The organism is Phyllobacterium ifriqiyense (assembly GCF_030817885.1).
Classification (GTDB): domain Bacteria; phylum Pseudomonadota; class Alphaproteobacteria; order Rhizobiales; family Rhizobiaceae; genus Phyllobacterium; species Phyllobacterium ifriqiyense.
This window is the reverse complement of sequence record NZ_JAUSZT010000003.1, coordinates 1,930,126-1,949,223: the sequence shown is the minus strand read 5'-3', so window position 1 is coordinate 1,949,223 and position 19,098 is coordinate 1,930,126. Positions and strand designations below refer to the sequence as shown.

Here is a 19,098-nt window from a genome sequence, read left to right as displayed (position 1 = left end):
ATTAGCTACGTTCCCGTTCAATTGCCCGCCATCCAATATCGCGACGATAAAAACCTTCAGGCCAATCGATCTTTGAAATGGCTTTGTAAGCTGCTTCTTGGGCGAGTTGCACAGTTTTACCGCTTGCCGTCACATTCAAGACGCGCCCGCCATTAGCTACCAGATCACCATCTTTCAAAGTGGTGCCTGCGTGGAAAACCTCAACCGCATCAGCCTCAGCCGCTGCCTCCACACCTTTGATGATGCTGCCCTTCTCCGGGGAGGTCGGGTAGCCCTTTGCTGCCATAACGACCGTCAACGCAGCGTCATCGCTCCAGCGTACGGACATCTGGTCCAGAGCACCATCGGCCGCCGCTTTAAGCAGCAACAGAAGATCATCTTTCAAGCGCAGCATCAGAACCTGCGTTTCCGGATCGCCGAAACGCGTATTATATTCAATCAGCTTCGGACCATCCTTGGTGATCATAAGCCCGGCAAAGAGAACGCCGCTGAACGGCGCGCCAATTTCAGCCATGCCGCGCATGGTCGGCTCGATTAGTTCGCGCATGGTGCGGTCAATGATTTCCTGGCTCATAACAGGTGCAGGCGAATAGGCTCCCATGCCACCGGTATTGACCCCCGTATCACCATCACCAACACGTTTGTGATCCTGTGCTGTCCCAAATGGCAGCGCGACTTTTCCGTCGCATAGGCAAAAGAAGCTGGCTTCTTCTCCATCGAGATATTCTTCGACGACGACCTCCGCACCGGCACCACCAAAGGCTCCCTCAAAACACGCGTCCACTGCATCCAACGCCTCCTGAATCTCGAAGGCTACGACGACGCCCTTGCCCGCTGCGAGCCCATCCGCCTTGACGACGATGGGAGCGCCCTGCTGTCTGACATATGCTTTTGCGGCATCTGCCTGGGTAAACCGTTGATAGGCGCCGGTTGGAATATTGAAACGCGCACAGAGATCCTTGGTAAATCCCTTCGATCCCTCAAGCCGTGCCGCAGCTTTCGACGGTCCGAACACGGAAAATCCTTCAGCGCGCAAATCGTCTGCAATACCCGCTACCAAAGGTGCTTCCGGGCCGACAACCACGAAATCGATTGATTTGTCTTTGCAAAAGGCAATGATCTGCGCGTGATCCGAGGGATCAAGCTCCACACATGTTGCAACATTCGCAATGCCGGGATTGCCTGGAGCGCAATAGAGCTTTGTCAGGACGGGAGAAGCGGCCATTTTCCATGCCAGCGCATGCTCGCGACCGCCGGAACCTATCAGCAAGACGTTCATCGAAATTCCGCTCCTATAAAGAATTATTGCGGTGTCGGTATGGCTTAGACGCGCATGGGTCAAGCACGCAATAAGAATTTGCCCTGAAAATGCACATAGGGTGCTTGACTGTGCGGTTAACCGCTGCAAGGTCAAATCATGATTACAGAAAAAGATAATATTCAATCCCGGCACAGCCGTGGTCGCGTGTTCGATGCGCCATCGGGTCATTGGGTCTATCGCATTTTACCAAACTGGCTTTGGCCTTATGCACAACTTGCGCGCTGGGACCGACCAATCGGATGGTGGCTTCTCCTGTGGCCGTGCTGGTGGGCGACGGCACTTGCAGCAACAGCTGGCGCCAAGGTCGGCGAGCCATTATGGTCCGTTCTCCCCTCGCCCTACCACCTTATACTTTTTCTCATCGGGGCAATTGCCATGCGCGGGGCTGGCTGCACCTATAATGATCTTGCCGATGAGGATATCGACAACAAGGTGGCGCGGACACGTTCGCGTCCGCTGCCTTCCGGTCAGGTAACCAGAAAACAAGCCAAAATATTTCTGGTGCTACAGGCACTGGTTGGTTTTGCGGTGGTGGTTCAGCTAAACTTTTTTACCATCATTCTTGCAATCGGATCATTGGCGATTGTCGCCATCTATCCATTTATGAAACGCATAACCAACTGGCCGCAATTTGTGCTTGGATTGGCGTTTTCATGGGGCGCGCTGGTCGGTTGGTCAGCACATTTCGGCTCATTGGATTGGCCGGCAATCCTGCTTTATGCCGGATCGATCCTTTGGGTCATCGGCTATGATACGATCTACGCCCACCAGGACAAGGAAGATGATGCTCTGGTTGGCGTGCGCTCTACTGCGCGGCTGTTTGGCAGCCGCACGCGGGAAGCCCTCATGGTTCTTTATGGTGGGGCGCTAGCGCTTTTTCTCGGCGCTTTTGCAGTGGCTGAAGTTCCTATGCCCGCCGTCGCCGGTCTCCTGGCGGCAGGCGCGCATATGTACCGCCAGATCATGACACTCGACATTGACAATCCAGATGAATGCCTGCGGCTGTTTAAATCCAATACTATTGTCGGCTGGGTGATTTTTCTTGGTTTGGTCGCCGGTGGGCTGTGGACCGTGGTCAAACCCATGTTTTAAGAGCTGCAGGGTTATTTTGAACCCTGCGCAATAATCTCTTCGCCGCTTATAACCAGACGCAGGCCAAGATCGCCCATTTTGCGGCGGGCAAGAAAGCGCGGACGGCGGCGGCGCGGCTCACGGCCCTGCCGACGGGGTGTCGGAGCAGAAACAGCGACGGGGCCAATATTGTGGTCGAGCTGGCGAGCAACTCCATCTTCTTCCACCATCATCATCGGCAGCTTGAACATTGACGACCATGCGCGCCAATCGGCAGCAACATCGTTGAGGTCATGGGCGACAAGCAATGGGACTGAAAGATGCGGGTCCGTATGCATGAGTTCAAGCGTGACAGTGATATCGCCAAGCTCATCTTCCGTTGCGCGGGCCGTAACGCCGCGGAAGGCACATGGTGGAAGAGCAAGCGAAACGGGTAGATTGCTGGCTGGAAGAATCCGTTTCACCACAGCGCCCCGTTCATGCAGTGTGAAGGTGATGTCGCCGCGATCATCGCGTGTCGCATAAGTTACTGTCTGTGGCAGGTGGAATGGGTCAAGCCGGAATTCCCGACTTGCCCAAACCGGCTTTGCTCCGGCTTTGTTCATTTGACGCCTTCTGTCGATCCTGAGAGCCGGTTTTCCGGTCTTCTCTGATGTTTATTTCCCTGTAAGGACGGACCATTTTCTGGTCTCGTTAGGGACACAGTAGCGTCAACTTTCCCAATACCGCTTAACGAACTGGGTTAACTCTTTCTGATTAGATGGAATGGTTATCGAAACCCGACCTGCCCCAAGACTTTGGTAAGGAGCGTGAATAAAGGGTTGCGATTTCAGATGACCTTGCCGGGATTCATAACGCCTGCAGGGTCAAACGATTTCTTGATGCGGCGCATGAGATCGAGCGCAATGGGTGACTTGGTTTCAGACAATTCCTGTCGCTTTAACTGGCCGATGCCATGTTCCGCCGAGATCGACCCGTTATAGGCGCGGACGATATCGTGAACGCGCTTCGTTACCTCAGCCCAGCGATCAAGAAAGGCTTGTTTATCGGCGCCGACAGGCTGCGAAATATTATAGTGCAGATTGCCATCGCCCATATGGCCGAATGAAACAATACGGGCGCCAGGAATGAGGTCGAGAACGGCCTGATCAGCTTCTTTGATGAAGTCCGGAATTCTGGCGACGGGTACGGAAATATCATGTTTGATCGAACCGCCTTCGGGTTTCTGCGCATGAGACATGGCCTCGCGCATATGCCAGAACGATTTTTCCTGCGCAGTACTCTCGGCGATGGTTGCATCATCCACCAGACCGGCCTCGAATGCTTCGGTCAGGATTGCTTCAATGGTTTCCCGCGCGTCTTCGGCGGAACGCGATGAAGAAATATCAAGCAGAACGTACCAGTTATGCGGCTCCTGCAGCGGATCACGTACACCTTCCGTGTGGGCAACCGAGAACTCCACACCTATCCGCGGCATCAACTCAAAGCCCGTCAAGGATGCGCCTGCGTGGCTCTGGGCCATGTTCAACAATTGCAAGGCATTATCGGGACTGGATAGCCCAACATAGGCAACGCCTTTGCCTTTCGGCAACGGAAACAGTTTCATGACCGCAGCAGTGATAACGCCAAGCGTTCCTTCAGCCCCTATGAAGAGGTCTTTCAGATCGTAACCGGTATTGTCCTTCTTGACGGTACGCAAATCATTCAGAATTTCGCCGGTAGGCAAAACAACTTCAACACCGAGGCAGAGTTCCCGCGTGTTGCCATAGGCCAGAACTGCCGTACCACCGGCATTGGAAGAAAGATTTCCTCCAACCTGACAAGAGCCTTCAGACCCGAGGGATAGCGGAAACAGCTTGCCCGCCTGGGCAGCGGCCTCCTGAAGTTTCTGCAATACAACCCCGGCTTCCACAATGGCCAGATTTCCAGCAGGATCAATGCTGCGGATTTTGTTCAACCGCGAAAGCGACAGGACAATTTGAGTTCCACTACCATCTGGTATTTGCCCCCCCACAAGGCCAGTATTCCCGCCTTGTGGGACGATGGCGGTTTCCGTTTCAGTCGCCAATTTGAGAATGGCCGAAACTTCATCGACATTTGAGGGGCGCAATACCAGCGAGGTCTTGCCGCCAAATTTATCGCGCGGCTCGATAAGGTACGGCTCAATGTCATTGGCACTGCGTAAAGCATAAGCTTCACCTACTATTGCTACAAAACGTTCAATCAAATTCTGCGTCAGCGTCATTTTATCTGTTCCATTTCGGCTACCGACAACGAGCGGGGCGCCGCGGCGCGAACAAGGCGGTCATTGATAGCCTCACCGAGGCCGTTGAAAGGTATGGGTTCGACGGCAATCATTGTGCAATCAACCGCGTCGAGGCGCTTCATGAAGTCGAAGAGGTTGGTTGCAGCCTCGTGCAGGCTGCCCGTTTCGCTGAGATTGAGAATGGCAGCGGCTTTTGAGTATCCATTTGCACGGTGCGGTCCAAAAGCAAGCAAAGCCTCGCCTGCCATTACGTCATGGACGTTCAACCTCATTGCGGCAGAGGGAGCATAATGGGAAGCCATCATCCCCGGTGCCTGAATTGCTGCGCGCTGATCTATGCGGCCAAGCTTCCGGCCAATCACAGCCTCAATCTCTTCAGCCGGGAGGCCGCCCGGGCGTAGCATCAGGATTGTATCACCATCAACTTTGACAATCGTCGACTCGAGTCCGACTTCTGACGGGCCTGCATCAAGGATCATCGCAATCTTTGACCCCAAATCGCCTTCTACAGACAAAGCATTGGTGCCGCTTATCTTTCCGGAAGTATTGGCGCTCGGTGCTGCAAGCGGTCGATCCAATGCCGCGATGATTTTTCCTGCCACGCCACGGGGCATACGCAGAGCAATAGTGTCGAGTCCGGCCGCTACCAGGGGATGGATTCCGCAGTCCGGTTTCAATGGAAGGACGAGGGTAAGTGGCCCCGGCCAGAAAGCATTGATCAATTGACGGGAAACCGGATCGATCTCTGCATAACGTTCGGCCATGGCAACATCCGAGACATGGCAGATCAGCGGATTGAAGTGCGGGCGGCCTTTGGCCTCAAAGATACCGGCAACTGCGCTTCCGTTCGTCGCATCGGCTGCAAGGCCGTATACGGTCTCCGTTGGGATAGCCACAAGCTTCCCCTGAGCCAACGTATCGGCTGCAGCGAGGATCGCCTGTTCGTCCATACCCAAGATTGTAGCCAAGATAGCCTCCAGTGGTCGCCCTGCCTACACGAATGAGGTGGCGCGCTGCAAGTATTGGCTGATGAACAGCTCGAATGATGTCATGCCTAAAATTGAATCCATCGTGAGAAAGCTTTGGCAATGAATCCCAAATAGAGAAGGCTGGAGCGTTTGTTTATATAGAGAATCCAGGATTGATCAGCCATGCTTCTACGCCAGTTCATTGCAGCGTCAGCCATCGCCCTGATAAGCGCCTCCGCTTTAGCAGATTCAATCATTGTCAGCGGAGAAACGGCCAAACCGAATTCGGTATCCTATATTGGTTATGACAGCTTCGATGCCAACGGCAATCCAGTCTGCACATCATGCCTTGAACAGACTGCGGAGGAAGCAGCACGCTTGAAAGCTTATGCGGAAAGACGTGCTCGTTCCCGGGAGTATATGGCGCGCATGCAAGGTAATGCGGCGCCGGCAAATCCCTTGCTTGCCGCGCAGGCATCGGAACCTATAGCCGCTGGCAAATCAATGCCTGCCCCCGACTTAGCAGAAGCACCGATGCGCGCAGGCGTGAATTAGGAAACGCCTAAGACAGTTGAGAACTGCTACCTATCTTCCTGTCATCCAACAATTTTCGAGAAATCAGCGACGGCATCCGTCGCCGCGCGGATACGCGAAAGCAATGCCAGACGATTTGCGCGAATATCGGCATTGTCGTCATTAACCAGCACTTTTTCAAAGAATGAATCAACTGGTTCACGCAAAGCACTAAGTGCGATCATAGCGCCGGAAAAGTCTTCCTTTTGAATCGCTTGCGCCGCTTGGCTCTCAGCTTGATTCACCGCGACGTATAGGTTCTTTTCCGCATCATCATTGAAAAGATCGGGGTTTACCATGTCTGAAATGGCTGTCCCCTTCTTCTCCTCGGCGCTCAAAATATTGGCGGCACGCTTGGTTCCGGCAACAAGATTTTTACCGTCTTCCGTGTTGAGGAAAACAACAAGCGCCTCGACACGCCGTGCGATCAGCAAGAGATTATCCGCGTCTGGTTTAAGCACAGAATCAATCAGATCATGACGCGCACCGAGGTCGCGCAGATGTACCTTGAGTCGGTCGTGAAAGAACGCCAAGAGATCAAGAAGGATGGGTTGTGACCGCTCCGAAAGCTGGCCGCGTATCCGCTTTTCAAAACCGGATATCGCGTTGGTGACATCTTCCTCACCATCCACATCACCCGAATTCTGGGCTGCCTGCGCTTCCTCGAAATGCTCGATCCGCTGCTCGATTTTCTCTTCGCGCAATTGAATGAAAGCGTCTTGGAAAATGGGCAAAAGTTCAATCTTCCAATCGCTTGAAAGCAGAAGCCTGATCACGCCGAGCGCCGCGCGCCGTAATGCGAACGGATCTTTCGAACCGGTTGGCTTTTCATCAATAGCCCAGAAGCCGACCAGCGTATCCAATTTGTCCGCCAGTGCAACAGCAACCGAAACCAGATCGCTTGGTACAAAATCGGATGGTCCTTGCGGTTTGTAATGCTCCTCAATGGCGGCAGCCACTGATGGGTGCTCATTCTGCAGGAGTGCATATTTCCGGCCCATACCCCCTTGCAACTCAGGAAACTCGCCAACGATTTCGGTTGTAAGATCGGCTTTAGCCAAAACCGATGCGCGGCTTGCCAAAACTGGATCGGCGCCTATCCGAATCGCAAGTGCGCGTGCAAGATTTTTAATCCGCGTGACGCGCTCGCCTTGTGTACCAAGCTTTGCGTGGAAAGTAACATTCAGCGCATCCAAACGTGCCATGCGTTGGTCCAATGGCTTGCTCAGATCAAGGTCAAACTTGATGGCAGCTGGCGCCAGCGTGTGCATATCTGGCAAATCATGCTGGTCGGTATTCCAGAAGTATAGCGCATCCGAGAGGCGTGCCCGCACGACCTTGCCATTGCCATGGGCAATCTCGCGACCGCCATCAGTCGCTTCGATATTGGAAACGAGGATGAACTTATTGGAAAGCTTGTCCGCTTCGCCCTGTTTACGTGTAACAAAGCATTTCTGATTGGTCTTGATGGTAAGGCGGATAACCTCAGGCGGAATTGCAAGAAACTCCTCCTCAAATTCGCCCATCAACACCACCGGCCATTCGACGAGGCCAGACACTTCTTCAAGAAGCGCCTCATCTTCAACAAGCTCAAGTCCCGATGCAAAAGCGATGTTCTGGGCGTCGGAGAGGATAATTTCCTTGCGGCGATCCGCATCGAGCACGACCTTCGCCTTTTCAAGCTTGGCAACATAGTCGTCAAAGCGGCGGACGGTGATCGGCTTGCCATCGCTCAGGAAGCGATGACCATAGGTTACATTGCCAGCTTTCAGACCATCAATCTCAAAATTGACGACAACCGGCTCCTCGGTTTCAGGACCGAACGTGCAAACAATAGACTGTAGCGGACGAACCCAGCGCAAGCTTCCGGATTTGGAAGACGCCGCACCCCATCGCATGGATTTTGGCCATGGGAATTCGCGGATAATCTTTGGCATCAGCTCCGCAATGATCTCTTCAGCGCCGCGCCCCGGTTTCGTCAGATGGGCGACATAAAAATCACCCTTCTTAGGGTCGGTGTGGACATGCGCTTCAGAAATATCATTCAAGCCTGCTGAACGCAGAAAGCCTGCAATTGCCTGCTCAGGCGCATTGACACTTGGGCCTTTGCGGTCTTCGTGCACATCCTTGGAACGTGCTGTAAGGCCACGTATATCGAGCGTAAGACGGCGCGGCGTCCAATAGTCTCCCGCTGCCTCATAGGTCAAACCGGCTTCGACCAAAGCGTCGGTAACCAGCTTCTTCAAATCGCCAGCAGCCTTGCGCTGCATACGTGCCGGAATTTCTTCCGAGCGGAGTTCGAGCAAAAGATCAGGCATTATACGGACTCACTCTTGAAATTCACGCCACCTGCTTCCGTGAGAAGGAAGGCCTCGCCGCATTGCCGGGCAAGATTGCGTACCCGCAATATATAGCTCTGACGTTCCGTTACCGAAATCACGCCACGCGCATCAAGAAGATTGAATGCGTGGGATGCCTTGATGCACTGATCATAGGCAGGCAGGACCATTTTATGCTGAGGGCTGTTATCGCCGTTTTTTGGAGCGCCAGCGCGCAATAGCGCTTCACATTCCGCTTCCGCATCTTCGAAATGACGGAGCAAGGTGCTTGTATTTGCATGTTCAAAATTATGCCGTGAATATTCCTGTTCGGCCTGTAGGAATACGTCGCCATAGGTGACTTTCTCGTCACCCTCAAGACCATTGAAATTGAGGTCGTAAACATTGTCCACGCCCTGCACATACATGGCAAGACGTTCCAGACCATAGGTCAATTCACCCGACACCGGCGAGCATTCAATGCCGCAAACCTGCTGAAAATAGGTAAATTGCGACACTTCCATGCCGTCACACCAGCACTCCCAACCGAGCCCCCAGGCACCCAATGTCGGACTTTCCCAGTCATCCTCGACGAAACGGATATCGTGCATCAAAGGATCAAGGCCGATAGCCCGCAGCGAGCCGAGATAAAGCTCCTGCAGATTGGGCGGCGATGGCTTCATGATCACCTGATACTGATAATAATGCTGCAACCGGTTTGGATTTTCGCCGTAACGACCATCTTTCGGGCGGCGTGAGGGCTGCACATAGGCAGCCTTCCACGGCTTTGGTCCAAGCGAACGCAAGGTCGTTGCGGGGTGGAATGTGCCAGCACCAACTTCCATGTCATAGGGCTGCAGGATTACACAGCCATGCTGCGCCCAATAATTGTGGAGCGTCAGGATAAGCCCCTGAAACGAGCGGGTCGGGTGCATATGATCTGGCAAGGGAGAAGTCACCGTGCGGCCTTTTCATTACTGGAAATAACAGAGAATGCGTGTTTCGTTTGGAGCATGATCTTGTCCGTAAAGTCATGCAACTTTTCGGGATCATGCTCTAAGACGTGCATACAGACCGGTCAAGTGGAACGAAGAAATCAGCCCTTCTTGTCGGGTGCTGGAGCCGGAGCTGGCGGCGTTGGTGGCTCAGGTACCTGAACGCCGTTCTTTGCCACACCGGGATTCTTTTCTTCTGGAAGTCCGTTTTTCAGCTTTTCCTCGATCTTGACCAGATCTTCAGGCTCAGGCTTGGAATCGCGCGCATGCGCCCATTGGAAAGTCGCCTCAAGCTTGCGGCCCGCACGCCAGTAAGCATCACCAAGGTGATCATTGATTGTAGCATCTTCGGCGCGCAGTTTTACTGCCTGCTCAAGCTGAGTGACGGCTTCATCGTAACGGCCCAAACGATAATAGGCCCAGCCCAATGAATCGACGATATAGCCGTCCTGTGGCCTTGCTGCTACGGCTTTCTTGATCAAATCCAGCCCCTGTTCGAGCTTGATATTCATATCAATCCACGAATATCCAAGATAGTTCAGGACCTGTGGCTGATCGGGGTAGAGTTCCAGCGCTTTCAGGAAATTCGGCTCCGCCTTGTCCCATTCCTTCAGGCGCTCATAGGAAATTCCACGCTGATAGAAGATCGTCCAGTCATTTCGGGTAGGCTGCTTTAAAACGGCAACGGCCTTGTCGTAGGTTTCAGCTGCCTGCTTGAAATTTTTATCCTGGGCATAAATGCTGCCAATAGCCAGATATGTACGCATGTCTTCCGGATTGCTTTCAAGCAAAACACCAAGATGCTTGATAGCTTCGTCATTTCGTTTCAGAACGGCGAGATTAATCGCAAGCTGCATTTCGGCATCGCGCCTATAGGCGGAATCCTTGGCAATTTTGCCAAAATACTCGATTGCTTTCTCCGGCTGTTCAAGCTTCGCACTCAGATCACCCAATTGATAAAGGGTAGCATCATGGTCCGGGCGAAGTGGCAGGGACATTTGCAGATATAATTTCGAGAAGGCTTCCGCCCCACCATTATCAATTGCTGTCGCAACGACATATAATACCTCGGATGCTCCCTGTTGCGGGGTCTCAATCAGAGGTTTGATCGTTTTTGCGCTCGCTATCTGCTTGGCAAATTCGACAAGAACCATGCGTCCCGACAGAACATCAATTGCTTCCTTGACCAGTGCTTCAGCGCCTGCCTTGTCACCATTGCGAATTTTGAACGAAGCATATGCCTCGACCAAGCGCTCATACGTGTCAGGAGCAGCAGCTATATTGGCCTTGTTGTCCAGGGCGCTTTGATAAAACTCTGCCGCCTTTTTCTTCTGACCCGCCATGTCCGCAATCAGCGCCGAACTATAGGCCTTGAAAAGCGTGAAGCCTTCCGGCCCCTTCAACTTGTCAATCATTGCCAAAGCCTCGTTGGGCTTGCCGGCACCGGCTTTGGCAAAAGCTGCAATCAGTCCAGTCACCATACGATCCAGATCAGACTGGAGCGACAGCATCATCAATGTTTCGACCTGGCGGTATTGTTTCTTGTTGAGAGCATCAATTCCAAGCGCCAGACGCGAGAAACGCTCTATTTCAGGCACAGCCTTCAACTCGGCAGCCAGCGGCAATGCTTCCTTGAACTGGCCGTTCGTCAAAAGAACAAGCAGGAGGCTTTGACGCAGCTCCGTATTTTTGGGATCATAGGTCAGTGCCTGCCGATAAAACGCTATGGCGCTATCAAAATCATTGTCGCGCTCTGCAGTCCGAGCTGAAAGAAAAGCGCCCGACAGGTTTCCGGTATTTATGACTGGCGTCTGTGTCGTGGTCGCTGCTGCCGGGATCGCACCGCCTATCATGGCAGCCAGTGTAGCTCCTACAATCGAGCCGAGCATTTTACTGCGCTGCATGACAAATCCCTCTTTACTGCCTAATTTGAAACGATACTGCGAATCCTCAAGGGAACCATGGCCTTTTTACGGTTTTCGCTCAAGTTTTCCTAAAGACTAGCACGGGGTTAGCTTGCACCCCTCATCTGACGGGCTTCAATTTACCCGGCTGATGCAGAAATCGATTACCTCCAGCAAGGCATCCTTCTGCGGCGAGTGGTCCAGCGGAGCCAACGCGTCACGTGCTATTCCGCCAAAGTGCCTTGCTCGCTGGATCGTGTCGCTCAATGCACCATAGCGGGTCATCAAGCCCTTTGCTTTTTCCAAGCCCTTATCGTCATTAACGCCGTTTTCAAGCGCTTCCTTCCAGAATTGCCGCTCTTCCGAGCTACCCCGACGATAGGTAAGGACGACTGGAAGCGTGATCTTGCCCTCACGGAAATCATCGCCGGTATTCTTGCCTAGATCTTTGGCATTGCCACCATAATCCAACGCGTCGTCGACAAGCTGAAAGGCAAGTCCGAGATTGAGGCCATATGAACGTAGCGCCTGCCGATCGGTCTTCGACGCAGCGGCAATTATCGGCCCCACTTCCGCAGCAGCAGAGAAGAGCGCCGCAGTTTTCGCTTTGATGACGGCAAGATACTCATCTTCAGTCGTTTCAAGGTTTTTTGCCGCCGAAAGCTGCATCACTTCGCCTTCAGCAATGACCGATGCAGAGGTAGCGAGCACATCCAATGCTTCCAGCGAACCAACTTCCACCATCATTTTAAAGGCTTGACCAAGCAGGAAGTCGCCAACGAGAACGCTTGCCTGATTGCCCCAGATCATTCGCGCAGTACTTTTTCCACGGCGCAGATCGCTCTCATCCACCACGTCGTCGTGAAGCAGCGTAGCGGTATGCATGAATTCAACGCTGGTCGCCAGCTTCACATGGCCATCGCCCTCATAGCCGAACATACGTGCGGCAGCCAGTGTGATCATTGGGCGCAAACGCTTGCCACCTGAGGAAATGAGGTGATTGGCAACTTCGGGGATCATTTCAACATCAGATCCTGCTTTAGACAAAATCAGTTCATTGACCCGCCCCATATCCGCCTTGGTCAAATCGACCAGGGGCTGAACCGACCCAGAACTGCTTTTCTTCTCTTCAAGACTGACAACAACGCCCAAAATGAAACTCCTACTGTCTTGGCCTTGCGCCTGATTCCGAGGACCAGATTTGATCTTCAGAAAGGATTGCGAACCAAATCAAAATATCACTACGCCCGGTAAAATCTTGCAAGATGCGCGGCGCTGCAATGCGGCGACACCTTATTTTGACTGCCTATAACCCGCAAGCGGCGAATTGGCGCGCAGAATTGGTACAGGCCACAAATTCGTGATAAAGCCAGTGGCCCTTCTCCCCATCCCTTTCGAAACGGTAGTTCAGATGATCGAAATAATGCGCCTCAACGACCCTGTTCTGATTTCATTCGTCGAATCATTATTGAAAGATGCACAGATCAAATATTTTATCGCTGATGCCAATATGAGCGTACTTGAAGGGTCGCTTGGTGTTCTCGCCCGGCGCGTGATGGTCGATTCAGAATTTGAAAAAGAGGCGCGCCAGTTGCTGACAGACGCGGGAATCGAGCAGGAGCTTCGCGGCTAGTTCATGTCTGTTCTGGATATCCCTCATACGATCGACGCTTTCCATCGCGGTCGTTTCCGCCTCATTCAACCCTCTGCCAAAGGTCATCGCTCCGGCGTAGATGCCATGGTGTTGGCGAGCGTAGTGCCCAATGAATTCAGCGGTCGTATCGCAGATCTGGGTGCCGGTGCTGGGGCTGCTGGTCTTGCGGTTCTTTCCCGCTGCGGCAAAGCCAGTGCAACTCTTATCGAGCGATCCGAACTCATGGCGCAGTGCGCCCGCTTGTCTCTGGCTTTACCAGAGAACCACCTGTTCTCAGGCCGGTGCGATATTGTTCAGGCTGATGTAACAGCTATGGGCAAAACGCGCATGACTGCCGGAATCCATGACAACTTTTTCGATTTTGCCATCATGAATCCGCCTTTCAACGAGGCAAAGGACCGCGCAACGCCGGATGCTTTGAAAGCGGAAGCTCATGTCATGACAGATGGCATGCTGGAAAAATGGATTAAAACCGCCGCTTCCATCGTCAAACCCGGCGGATCAATCGCCATTATCGCGCGGCCAGCGTCTATGCTTGACCTGCTGACAGCTTTGCAAAGGCGCTTTGGCGGGCTCATTATCGTTCCTGTCCAGCCCAGACCTCAAGAGGCCGCGATCAGGATCATCATCAAAGGGGTAAAGGGCAGCCGCGCGGGGCTTACCTTTCATCCTCCCTTGGTGATGCACCATGAAACCGGCAATGATTTCACCGAGCGCGCAATAGCGATCAATAACGGAGTCGCTTCGCTGTTTTAGACTTTGGGACCATTGTGATTTTCTCTGCACCGCTTACATGGTCTTGAGATGAGCACGTAAAGGAGACCCGCTTGGCTCGATTTATCCGGAAGTTATTGCCCCGCCGTTGGCGCCCAGACCATATCGAAATCCCAGTGGTACGCTTGCATGGTGCGATCATGGCGGGAAGCAGCCGCTTTCGTAATGACCTGTCGCTCAGTTCTACAGCCGGCATGCTTGAAGAAGCCTTTAGCGATAAAGATGCTCCAGCCGTTGCGATTTCGATCAATTCTCCCGGCGGCTCGCCTGTTCAGTCGCGACTGATTTATCGGCGCATCCGTGACCTGGCGGCGGAAAAGAACAAGAAGGTTCATGTTTTCGTTGAGGATGTCGCAGCCTCCGGCGGTTACATGATTGCAGTTGCGGGCGACGAGATCATCGCTGACCCCTCATCCATTGTCGGCTCGATCGGCGTTGTTTCGGCAAGTTTTGGCTTTACCGAACTGATCAAGAAAATTGGCGTCGAGCGGCGTGTTCATACCGCCGGTTCGAACAAGTCAACCCTTGACCCGTTCAAGCCGGAAAACAAGCAGGATATTGAGCATCTCAAAGCGCTGCAATTGGAGATTCACGAGACCTTTATCAATCTGGTAAAGGAACGGCGCGGTGAAAAGCTCAGTGACAATCCAGACCTGTTTACAGGGTTGTTCTGGACAGGGATACGCGGATTGGAACTTGGCCTGATTGACGGGTTGGGCGATATGCGATCACATTTGCAATCTCAATATGGCCCTAAGACCAAACTCAAACTTATAGCCCCGCCACGGGGATTGTTTGGTCGCAAACTCCCTTCTGCTGAAATCGGATTTGGTGGAATAGGTGCGGGTTTTGCCGAAGGCATTGTCAATGCTGCAGAAGAACGGGCGCTTTGGTCACGTTTTGGCCTTTAACCTTGTGTGTATTTTGGCAAGAGCGACGCACCGTGTTATGATTACGAAAATATCGGTGCCTGTCATTTTCGGGGTCTAGGACGATGCCACAACTCATCTTTTTTCTGCTTATCGGTATTGCCGCCTATTACGGCTATCGTTCGTTCAAACGCGAAGCCCAGCGTGTATCAAAGCGTGTTCGCGAAGCGGAAAAAGAAGTCCAGAACCGCTCTCAAGGCACTTTGGTCCAGGATCCGGAAACTGGTGAATACCGCTTGCGTAAAGACTGACCGAGATGCTCGACAGTCTTGATCAAGCGATCAGCCTGATTGCGCCTGCCAAGATCAATCTGGCACTGCATATTACCGGCCAACGGGACGATGGATATCATCTCCTGGATACATTGGTGGTTTTTGCAGGTTATGGTGACCGAATAAGCATCGCACGCAGCAGCGCGGATTCATTTCGCATAACAGGACCTTATGGACATTCCTTACCTGCCGACGCTTCCAATCTTGTTTTAAAAGCCCGGGACAGGCTGCGTGCAGAATTTCCGGACCGGGCTTTTCCTGTTTCAATCGAACTGGAAAAACACTTGCCCATCGCCTCTGGTGTTGGCGGTGGCTCAAGCGATGCTGCTTCAACCTTGAAAGCGCTGGTCTCGCTCTGGAACATCAATATTGATCCTGTCGATCTCAATAATATTGGGTTGGCAATGGGCGCAGACCTGCCCATGTGCCTGCATGGAAGGCCCTTGATTGCTCGCGGTATCGGCGAAGAACTGGAGGCGGTCACAGCTATCCCGCGCCTGCCAATGGTTTTGGTCAACAATGGCGCCGCCGTGTCGACGCCACAGGTCTTTGGCGCCTTGAAAAAGCGAAACAATCCGGGATTGCCCAACTTGCCAAGGTTCGGCAGCGTGAACGATGTCTGCGCCTATCTTGAACAGACGGACAATCATTTGTATGCTGCCACGGTCGAACTGCTCCCCATTATTGGCGACACCATGGACGCGCTATATTCTACATCGCCGCGTCTGGCCCGAATGTCAGGTTCGGGCGCTACCTGCTTTGCGATTTATGACACCGATGAGGCCGCATCTGCTGCCGCATCTCTGATAAGCAATGCCTATCCATTGTGGTTTGTGGTCAAGACAGATAGCAGCGAAGGAGAAAACTGACCTTGGCCGACAATTCATCACGCACTTTCGTTCCGGTCAAAATCGCTGTCCTTACGGTGTCAGACACACGCTCGCTTGATGATGATAAATCGGGCAAAACGCTTGCCGAGCGCATCACAGCGGCAGGCCATATATTGGCGGCCAGAGACATTGTGACAGACGATGTTACAAAAATTCGTGAGCGTGTCATTTCCTGGTCAAAGGATGACGAGATTGACGTCATCATCACCACCGGAGGCACGGGTTTCACTGGCCGCGACGTGACACCGGAAGCACTCGAGCCCATATTCGAAAAGCGGATGGACGGATTTTCTACCATTTTTCATAGGGTTTCCTATGACAAAATCGGCACGTCCACGATTCAGTCACGAGCAACGGGTGGAGTGTTAAACGCCACTTTCGTCTTTGTGCTGCCGGGATCTCCCGGCGCATGCAAGGATGCCTGGGATAATATTCTGCAATACCAGCTCGATTATCGTCACATGCCCTGTAATTTTGTCGAGATCATGCCTCGGCTCGATGAACATTTGAAACGCGGTGGTAAGAGCTAAGCTGCTGGAATGATTTCCGCGCGTAAACGTTTCATCGCCAAACCACGGGCCAGATCAGCCGCCTTCTTTTCCGGCTTCAATAAGGCCATTGCCTGCCGCTTGGAGATCAACAGGCCATCGGCAATGGGGCTGCGTTTTGAAAATAGCCTGTTAAACAGCGGCTTACGGTGAACATGGGAGCATGAGAAGCAGGCCGGGCCTTGTGAGCGCTCGACGTGAACAGCGACCGGCTCAATCCATCCATCGAGCAATCTTGCTCCGGGTTCCACCAGCAAAAACCATTCACTGCGTGCCCGCCGGAACCCATCAATCAATGTCTGGTCCTGCAGAAAGATACAGCCAGCGGCATCAGCCACGCGGTGGGTCTGATCCGACGATCCGTAATCGACAATAATCACATCGCTGAGAAGCCCTTCGACGGCTCCACCGACCAGCCCGGCAAGGGTTCTGGCTAACAATTCGTCTGAATTATGGGTTTCAATCAGGACGGAAATCATACCTAGCCAATATATCAATGTGACTAGAATTTCCATCCATCCTTTTACCTAAATTGTTCTTGATTTGTTCTCATTATTTGATAGGAATAGATTCACGCTCGAAGGTGCCACCGAATCAGTACCACCCTGGCAGGGAGAATGCAGATGAACATTGTAGTGCAGGCGGATAAGGCTGCTTTCGGAAGCGGCCGAGCACAACATGCCAACGCATTGATCGAAGATGCTGGTTTGCGCATAGACGGTGAGCGCAGACGCGGGCGCGGTGTGCGGGTATGAATCCCACTGGCCGTTTCGAGGCGGAAAGCCGCCATGTCTATGATGATGGTTGGGAAACAATTGAAGATCTACCACCATTCAAGACTGAGGTACAACTCGAAAAGCCCCGGACAATCATCACACGCAATGACTCGCCTGATATAAGTTTCGACAGGTCAATCAACCCTTATCGCGGTTGCGAACATGGTTGCATCTATTGCTTTGCCCGCCCGACACATAGCTATATGGGATTGTCCGCCGGACTTGATTTTGAATCAAAACTCTTTGCCAAGCCTGATGCAGCAAAGATGCTGGACAGGGAATTGTCCAAGCCAGGTTATACTGCAAAGACAATCGCCATCGGCACAAATACCGATCCCTATCAGCCCATCGAGAAGAAATGGCGCATTATGCGCGATATTCTTCAGGTTCTGGAGGCTCATCAACATCCCGTTGGAATCGTTACAAAATCCGCGTTGGTTATGCGGGATCAGGACATTCTGGCGCGCATGGCTGAGAAGGGCCTCGCCAAGGTTTGTCTTTCAGTGACGACCCTTGATGGAAAGCTGGCGCGCACGATGGAGCCCCGGGCTTCAACGCCTACGCGCAGACTGCAAGCCCTGCGCAGTCTTTCCGATGCAGGCGTGCCTGTTGGTGTCATGGTGGCTCCCGTCATTCCCGGGTTGAACGATCATGAGATCGAACGGATTCTCGATAGTGCCCGTGCCATGGGTGCGCTGGAAGCTGGATATGTTCTGCTTCGTTTGCCGCTTGAAGTCAGCCCGCTTTTCAAGGAGTGGCTGCTTCGAAATTATCCAGATCGCTACCGGCATGTGCTTTCGCTTGTTCGTTCCATGCGCGATGGCAAGGATTATGATGCCGAATGGGGCAAGCGCATGCGGGGTGATGGCCCCTATGCCTGGCAGATCGGGCGGCGTTTTGAAATTGCTGCAAAGCGGCTCGGAATCAACATTAACAAGAGACGCCTGCGCACCGACCTGTTCGAGCCAACACCCGGAAACGAGCAGTTATCCTTGTTTTAGACACGCTCTTCCATCAGGTGTGATCCCCATCCCCGCCTGATGGTTACCCTGGGTAGCTTTGCCCCATCTGCTACCCGGGGACTTGCAGAGAATCAGGACGGGTGCGAGAGTCGCCGCAAGATGTCTCGATCACGTTCTGATTCTCTGCTGCTTTCCTTGCCCGCTGACAAGCCCGACTTTGCCAGTGAAAAGAAGCTCATGCGCTCCGGTGTCCAGTTTGTGGCCGGTATTGACGAGGCAGGCAGAGGGCCTCTGGCAGGGCCAGTCGTTGCGGCTGCGGTCATTCTTGATCCAAAGAAAATTCCTGATGGTCTTGATGATTCAAAACGTCTGACGGCAAAACGCCGTGAAGAACTGTTTGATATCATTACCAAAACCGCCTTAGCCTGCTCTATTTCCAGCATTTCGGCGCCAGCAATTGATGCGACTAATATCCTGAAGGCTTCGCTTGAAGCCATGCGCCGTGCGACACGCGGTCTTGCGATTATTCCTCATCATGCGCTGATTGATGGCCGGGATGTCGCTCCCGGGCTGCCCTGCCCTGCAACGGCGATGATCAAAGGAGATCAACGCTCCGTTTCCATTGCCGCGGCATCCATACTTGCCAAGGTAACGCGAGACAGAATGATGAGCCAGACTGGCAAATATTATCCTCTCTATGGACTGGAATCCCATGCGGGTTACGGAACTGAAATCCATCGCAACGCGATGGAGGCACACGGTCCTGTCGTCGGCTTGCACCGCTTCAGTTTCTCGCCTTTGAAAGAACGGCAAGCCTAGAGCAAGCTCTGTTTCTATAGAGTCATTCTGCCTGAGGGATTCGCTGACAAGGTCGAGG

Annotated in this window: 18 protein-coding genes and 1 pseudogene; 10 read left to right on the top strand and 9 right to left on the bottom strand. The window is 53.0% G+C overall.

Features of this window, described 5'->3' with window-relative positions; all coding sequences use genetic code 11:
• Position 1: 1 nt before the first annotated feature.
• The gene (gene purD / locus QFZ34_RS17105) at positions 2–1,279 is read right to left on the bottom strand and encodes a phosphoribosylamine--glycine ligase (protein WP_307283277.1); all 1,278 of its coding nucleotides are present in this window, start codon (positions 1,277–1,279) and stop codon (positions 2–4) included.
• A 138-nt stretch (positions 1,280–1,417) separates the two neighbouring features.
• Here purD and ubiA point away from each other — a divergent pair, with 138 nt between their 5' ends.
• Positions 1,418–2,413, top strand: a complete 996-nt coding sequence (gene ubiA, locus QFZ34_RS17100; protein ID WP_307283274.1) for a 4-hydroxybenzoate octaprenyltransferase — start codon at positions 1,418–1,420, stop codon at positions 2,411–2,413.
• Positions 2,414–2,424: 11 nt separating this feature from the next.
• Here ubiA and QFZ34_RS17095 read toward each other — a convergent pair whose 3' ends face one another.
• The 3 genes from QFZ34_RS17095 to QFZ34_RS17085 form a co-directional block, all read right to left on the bottom strand.
• On the bottom strand, positions 2,425–2,997 hold the full coding sequence (locus QFZ34_RS17095) for a DUF6101 family protein (protein ID WP_307283270.1): 573 nt from the start codon (positions 2,995–2,997) through the stop codon (positions 2,425–2,427).
• 224 nt (positions 2,998–3,221) lie between these two features.
• The gene (locus tag QFZ34_RS17090) at positions 3,222–4,637 is read right to left on the bottom strand and encodes an FAD-binding oxidoreductase (RefSeq protein ID WP_307283268.1); all 1,416 of its coding nucleotides are present in this window, start codon (positions 4,635–4,637) and stop codon (positions 3,222–3,224) included.
• The gene (locus QFZ34_RS17085; RefSeq protein WP_370878810.1) at positions 4,634–5,626 is read right to left on the bottom strand and encodes an L-threonylcarbamoyladenylate synthase; all 993 of its coding nucleotides are present in this window, start codon (positions 5,624–5,626) and stop codon (positions 4,634–4,636) included. Before QFZ34_RS17085 ends, QFZ34_RS17090 begins: the two co-directional genes overlap by 4 nt.
• 183 nt (positions 5,627–5,809) lie before the next feature.
• Between QFZ34_RS17085 and QFZ34_RS17080 the strand changes: the two genes are divergently transcribed.
• The gene (locus QFZ34_RS17080; RefSeq protein WP_115052142.1) at positions 5,810–6,181 is read left to right on the top strand and encodes a hypothetical protein; all 372 of its coding nucleotides are present in this window, start codon (positions 5,810–5,812) and stop codon (positions 6,179–6,181) included.
• A 41-nt stretch (positions 6,182–6,222) separates the two neighbouring features.
• Here the strand turns inward: QFZ34_RS17080 and glyS are convergent, their stop codons facing one another.
• From glyS to QFZ34_RS17060, 4 genes are all read right to left on the bottom strand, one after another.
• Entirely contained in the window at positions 6,223–8,517 is a 2,295-nt protein-coding gene (glyS, locus tag QFZ34_RS17075; protein ID WP_307283264.1) for a glycine--tRNA ligase subunit beta, read from the bottom strand.
• Positions 8,517–9,452 (bottom strand): glycine--tRNA ligase subunit alpha, encoded by a 936-nt coding sequence (locus QFZ34_RS17070; RefSeq protein ID WP_370878858.1) that lies wholly within the window; start codon positions 9,450–9,452, stop codon positions 8,517–8,519. Before QFZ34_RS17070 ends, glyS begins: the two co-directional genes overlap by 1 nt.
• A gap of 161 nt (positions 9,453–9,613) precedes the next feature.
• Positions 9,614–11,416: a tetratricopeptide repeat protein gene (locus QFZ34_RS17065; RefSeq protein WP_115052145.1), complete on the bottom strand. Its 1,803-nt coding sequence runs from the start codon at positions 11,414–11,416 to the stop codon at positions 9,614–9,616.
• 135 nt (positions 11,417–11,551) lie between these two features.
• Positions 11,552–12,568, bottom strand: coding sequence for a polyprenyl synthetase family protein (locus tag QFZ34_RS17060; RefSeq protein WP_307283260.1), 1,017 nt, complete (start codon positions 12,566–12,568; stop codon positions 11,552–11,554).
• 259 nt (positions 12,569–12,827) lie between these two features.
• Here QFZ34_RS17060 and QFZ34_RS17055 point away from each other — a divergent pair, with 259 nt between their 5' ends.
• The 6 genes from QFZ34_RS17055 (at position 12,828) to moaB (ending at position 16,465) form a co-directional block, all read left to right on the top strand.
• Positions 12,828–13,049, top strand: coding sequence for a putative signal transducing protein (locus tag QFZ34_RS17055; protein WP_115052215.1), 222 nt, complete (start codon positions 12,828–12,830; stop codon positions 13,047–13,049).
• A gap of 3 nt (positions 13,050–13,052) precedes the next feature.
• A complete protein-coding gene (locus QFZ34_RS17050; protein ID WP_307283255.1) occupies positions 13,053–13,826 on the top strand; it encodes a tRNA1(Val) (adenine(37)-N6)-methyltransferase in 774 nt (257 codons plus the stop codon).
• Between the two features lie 71 nt (positions 13,827–13,897).
• Entirely contained in the window at positions 13,898–14,755 is an 858-nt protein-coding gene (locus QFZ34_RS17045) for a S49 family peptidase (RefSeq protein ID WP_307283252.1), read from the top strand.
• A gap of 83 nt (positions 14,756–14,838) precedes the next feature.
• Complete coding sequence (locus QFZ34_RS17040) at positions 14,839–15,024, top strand: hypothetical protein (RefSeq protein WP_115052149.1); 186 nt, start codon at positions 14,839–14,841, stop codon at positions 15,022–15,024.
• 5 nt (positions 15,025–15,029) lie between these two features.
• Positions 15,030–15,914 carry a 4-(cytidine 5'-diphospho)-2-C-methyl-D-erythritol kinase gene (locus QFZ34_RS17035; protein ID WP_307283247.1) on the top strand — a complete coding sequence of 295 codons (885 nt, stop codon included), beginning with the start codon at positions 15,030–15,032 and terminating at the stop codon, positions 15,912–15,914.
• Positions 15,915–15,916: 2 nt separating this feature from the next.
• Positions 15,917–16,465 (top strand): molybdenum cofactor biosynthesis protein B, encoded by a 549-nt coding sequence (moaB, locus tag QFZ34_RS17030; RefSeq protein WP_307283244.1) that lies wholly within the window; start codon positions 15,917–15,919, stop codon positions 16,463–16,465.
• Here moaB and QFZ34_RS17025 read toward each other — a convergent pair.
• Positions 16,462–16,998 (bottom strand): glycosyltransferase family 2 protein, encoded by a 537-nt coding sequence (locus QFZ34_RS17025; protein WP_115052152.1) that lies wholly within the window; start codon positions 16,996–16,998, stop codon positions 16,462–16,464. The genes moaB and QFZ34_RS17025 overlap by 4 nt on opposite strands.
• 108 nt (positions 16,999–17,106) lie before the next feature.
• Between QFZ34_RS17025 and QFZ34_RS17020 the strand changes: the two are divergent.
• A pseudogene (locus tag QFZ34_RS17020) lies at positions 17,107–18,260 on the top strand (PA0069 family radical SAM protein).
• A gap of 120 nt (positions 18,261–18,380) precedes the next feature.
• On the top strand, positions 18,381–19,040 hold the full coding sequence (rnhB, locus tag QFZ34_RS17015; RefSeq protein ID WP_307283241.1) for a ribonuclease HII: 660 nt from the start codon (positions 18,381–18,383) through the stop codon (positions 19,038–19,040).
• Positions 19,041–19,098: the final 58 nt, after the last annotated feature.

What these genes read in the sequence shown, in the direction of transcription:
- purD (WP_307283277.1), bottom strand. Translation starts at nt 1,279, where the DNA reads ATGAACGTCTTGCTGATAGGTTCCGGCGGTCGCGAGCATGCGCTGGCA.
- ubiA (WP_307283274.1), top strand. Translation starts at nt 1,418, where the DNA reads ATGATTACAGAAAAAGATAATATTCAATCCCGGCACAGCCGTGGTCGC.
- QFZ34_RS17095 (WP_307283270.1), bottom strand. Translation starts at nt 2,997, where the DNA reads ATGAACAAAGCCGGAGCAAAGCCGGTTTGGGCAAGTCGGGAATTCCGG.
- QFZ34_RS17090 (WP_307283268.1), bottom strand. Translation starts at nt 4,637, where the DNA reads ATGACGCTGACGCAGAATTTGATTGAACGTTTTGTAGCAATAGTAGGT.
- QFZ34_RS17080 (WP_115052142.1), top strand. Translation starts at nt 5,810, where the DNA reads ATGCTTCTACGCCAGTTCATTGCAGCGTCAGCCATCGCCCTGATAAGC.
- glyS (WP_307283264.1), bottom strand. Translation starts at nt 8,517, where the DNA reads ATGCCTGATCTTTTGCTCGAACTCCGCTCGGAAGAAATTCCGGCACGT.
- QFZ34_RS17070 (WP_370878858.1), bottom strand. Translation starts at nt 9,452, where the DNA reads ATGCACCCGACCCGCTCGTTTCAGGGGCTTATCCTGACGCTCCACAAT.
- QFZ34_RS17065 (WP_115052145.1), bottom strand. Translation starts at nt 11,416, where the DNA reads ATGCAGCGCAGTAAAATGCTCGGCTCGATTGTAGGAGCTACACTGGCT.
- QFZ34_RS17055 (WP_115052215.1), top strand. Translation starts at nt 12,828, where the DNA reads ATGATCGAAATAATGCGCCTCAACGACCCTGTTCTGATTTCATTCGTC.
- QFZ34_RS17050 (WP_307283255.1), top strand. Translation starts at nt 13,053, where the DNA reads ATGTCTGTTCTGGATATCCCTCATACGATCGACGCTTTCCATCGCGGT.
- QFZ34_RS17040 (WP_115052149.1), top strand. Translation starts at nt 14,839, where the DNA reads ATGCCACAACTCATCTTTTTTCTGCTTATCGGTATTGCCGCCTATTAC.
- QFZ34_RS17035 (WP_307283247.1), top strand. Translation starts at nt 15,030, where the DNA reads ATGCTCGACAGTCTTGATCAAGCGATCAGCCTGATTGCGCCTGCCAAG.
- QFZ34_RS17025 (WP_115052152.1), bottom strand. Translation starts at nt 16,998, where the DNA reads ATGGAAATTCTAGTCACATTGATATATTGGCTAGGTATGATTTCCGTC.
- rnhB (WP_307283241.1), top strand. Translation starts at nt 18,381, where the DNA reads ATGTCTCGATCACGTTCTGATTCTCTGCTGCTTTCCTTGCCCGCTGAC.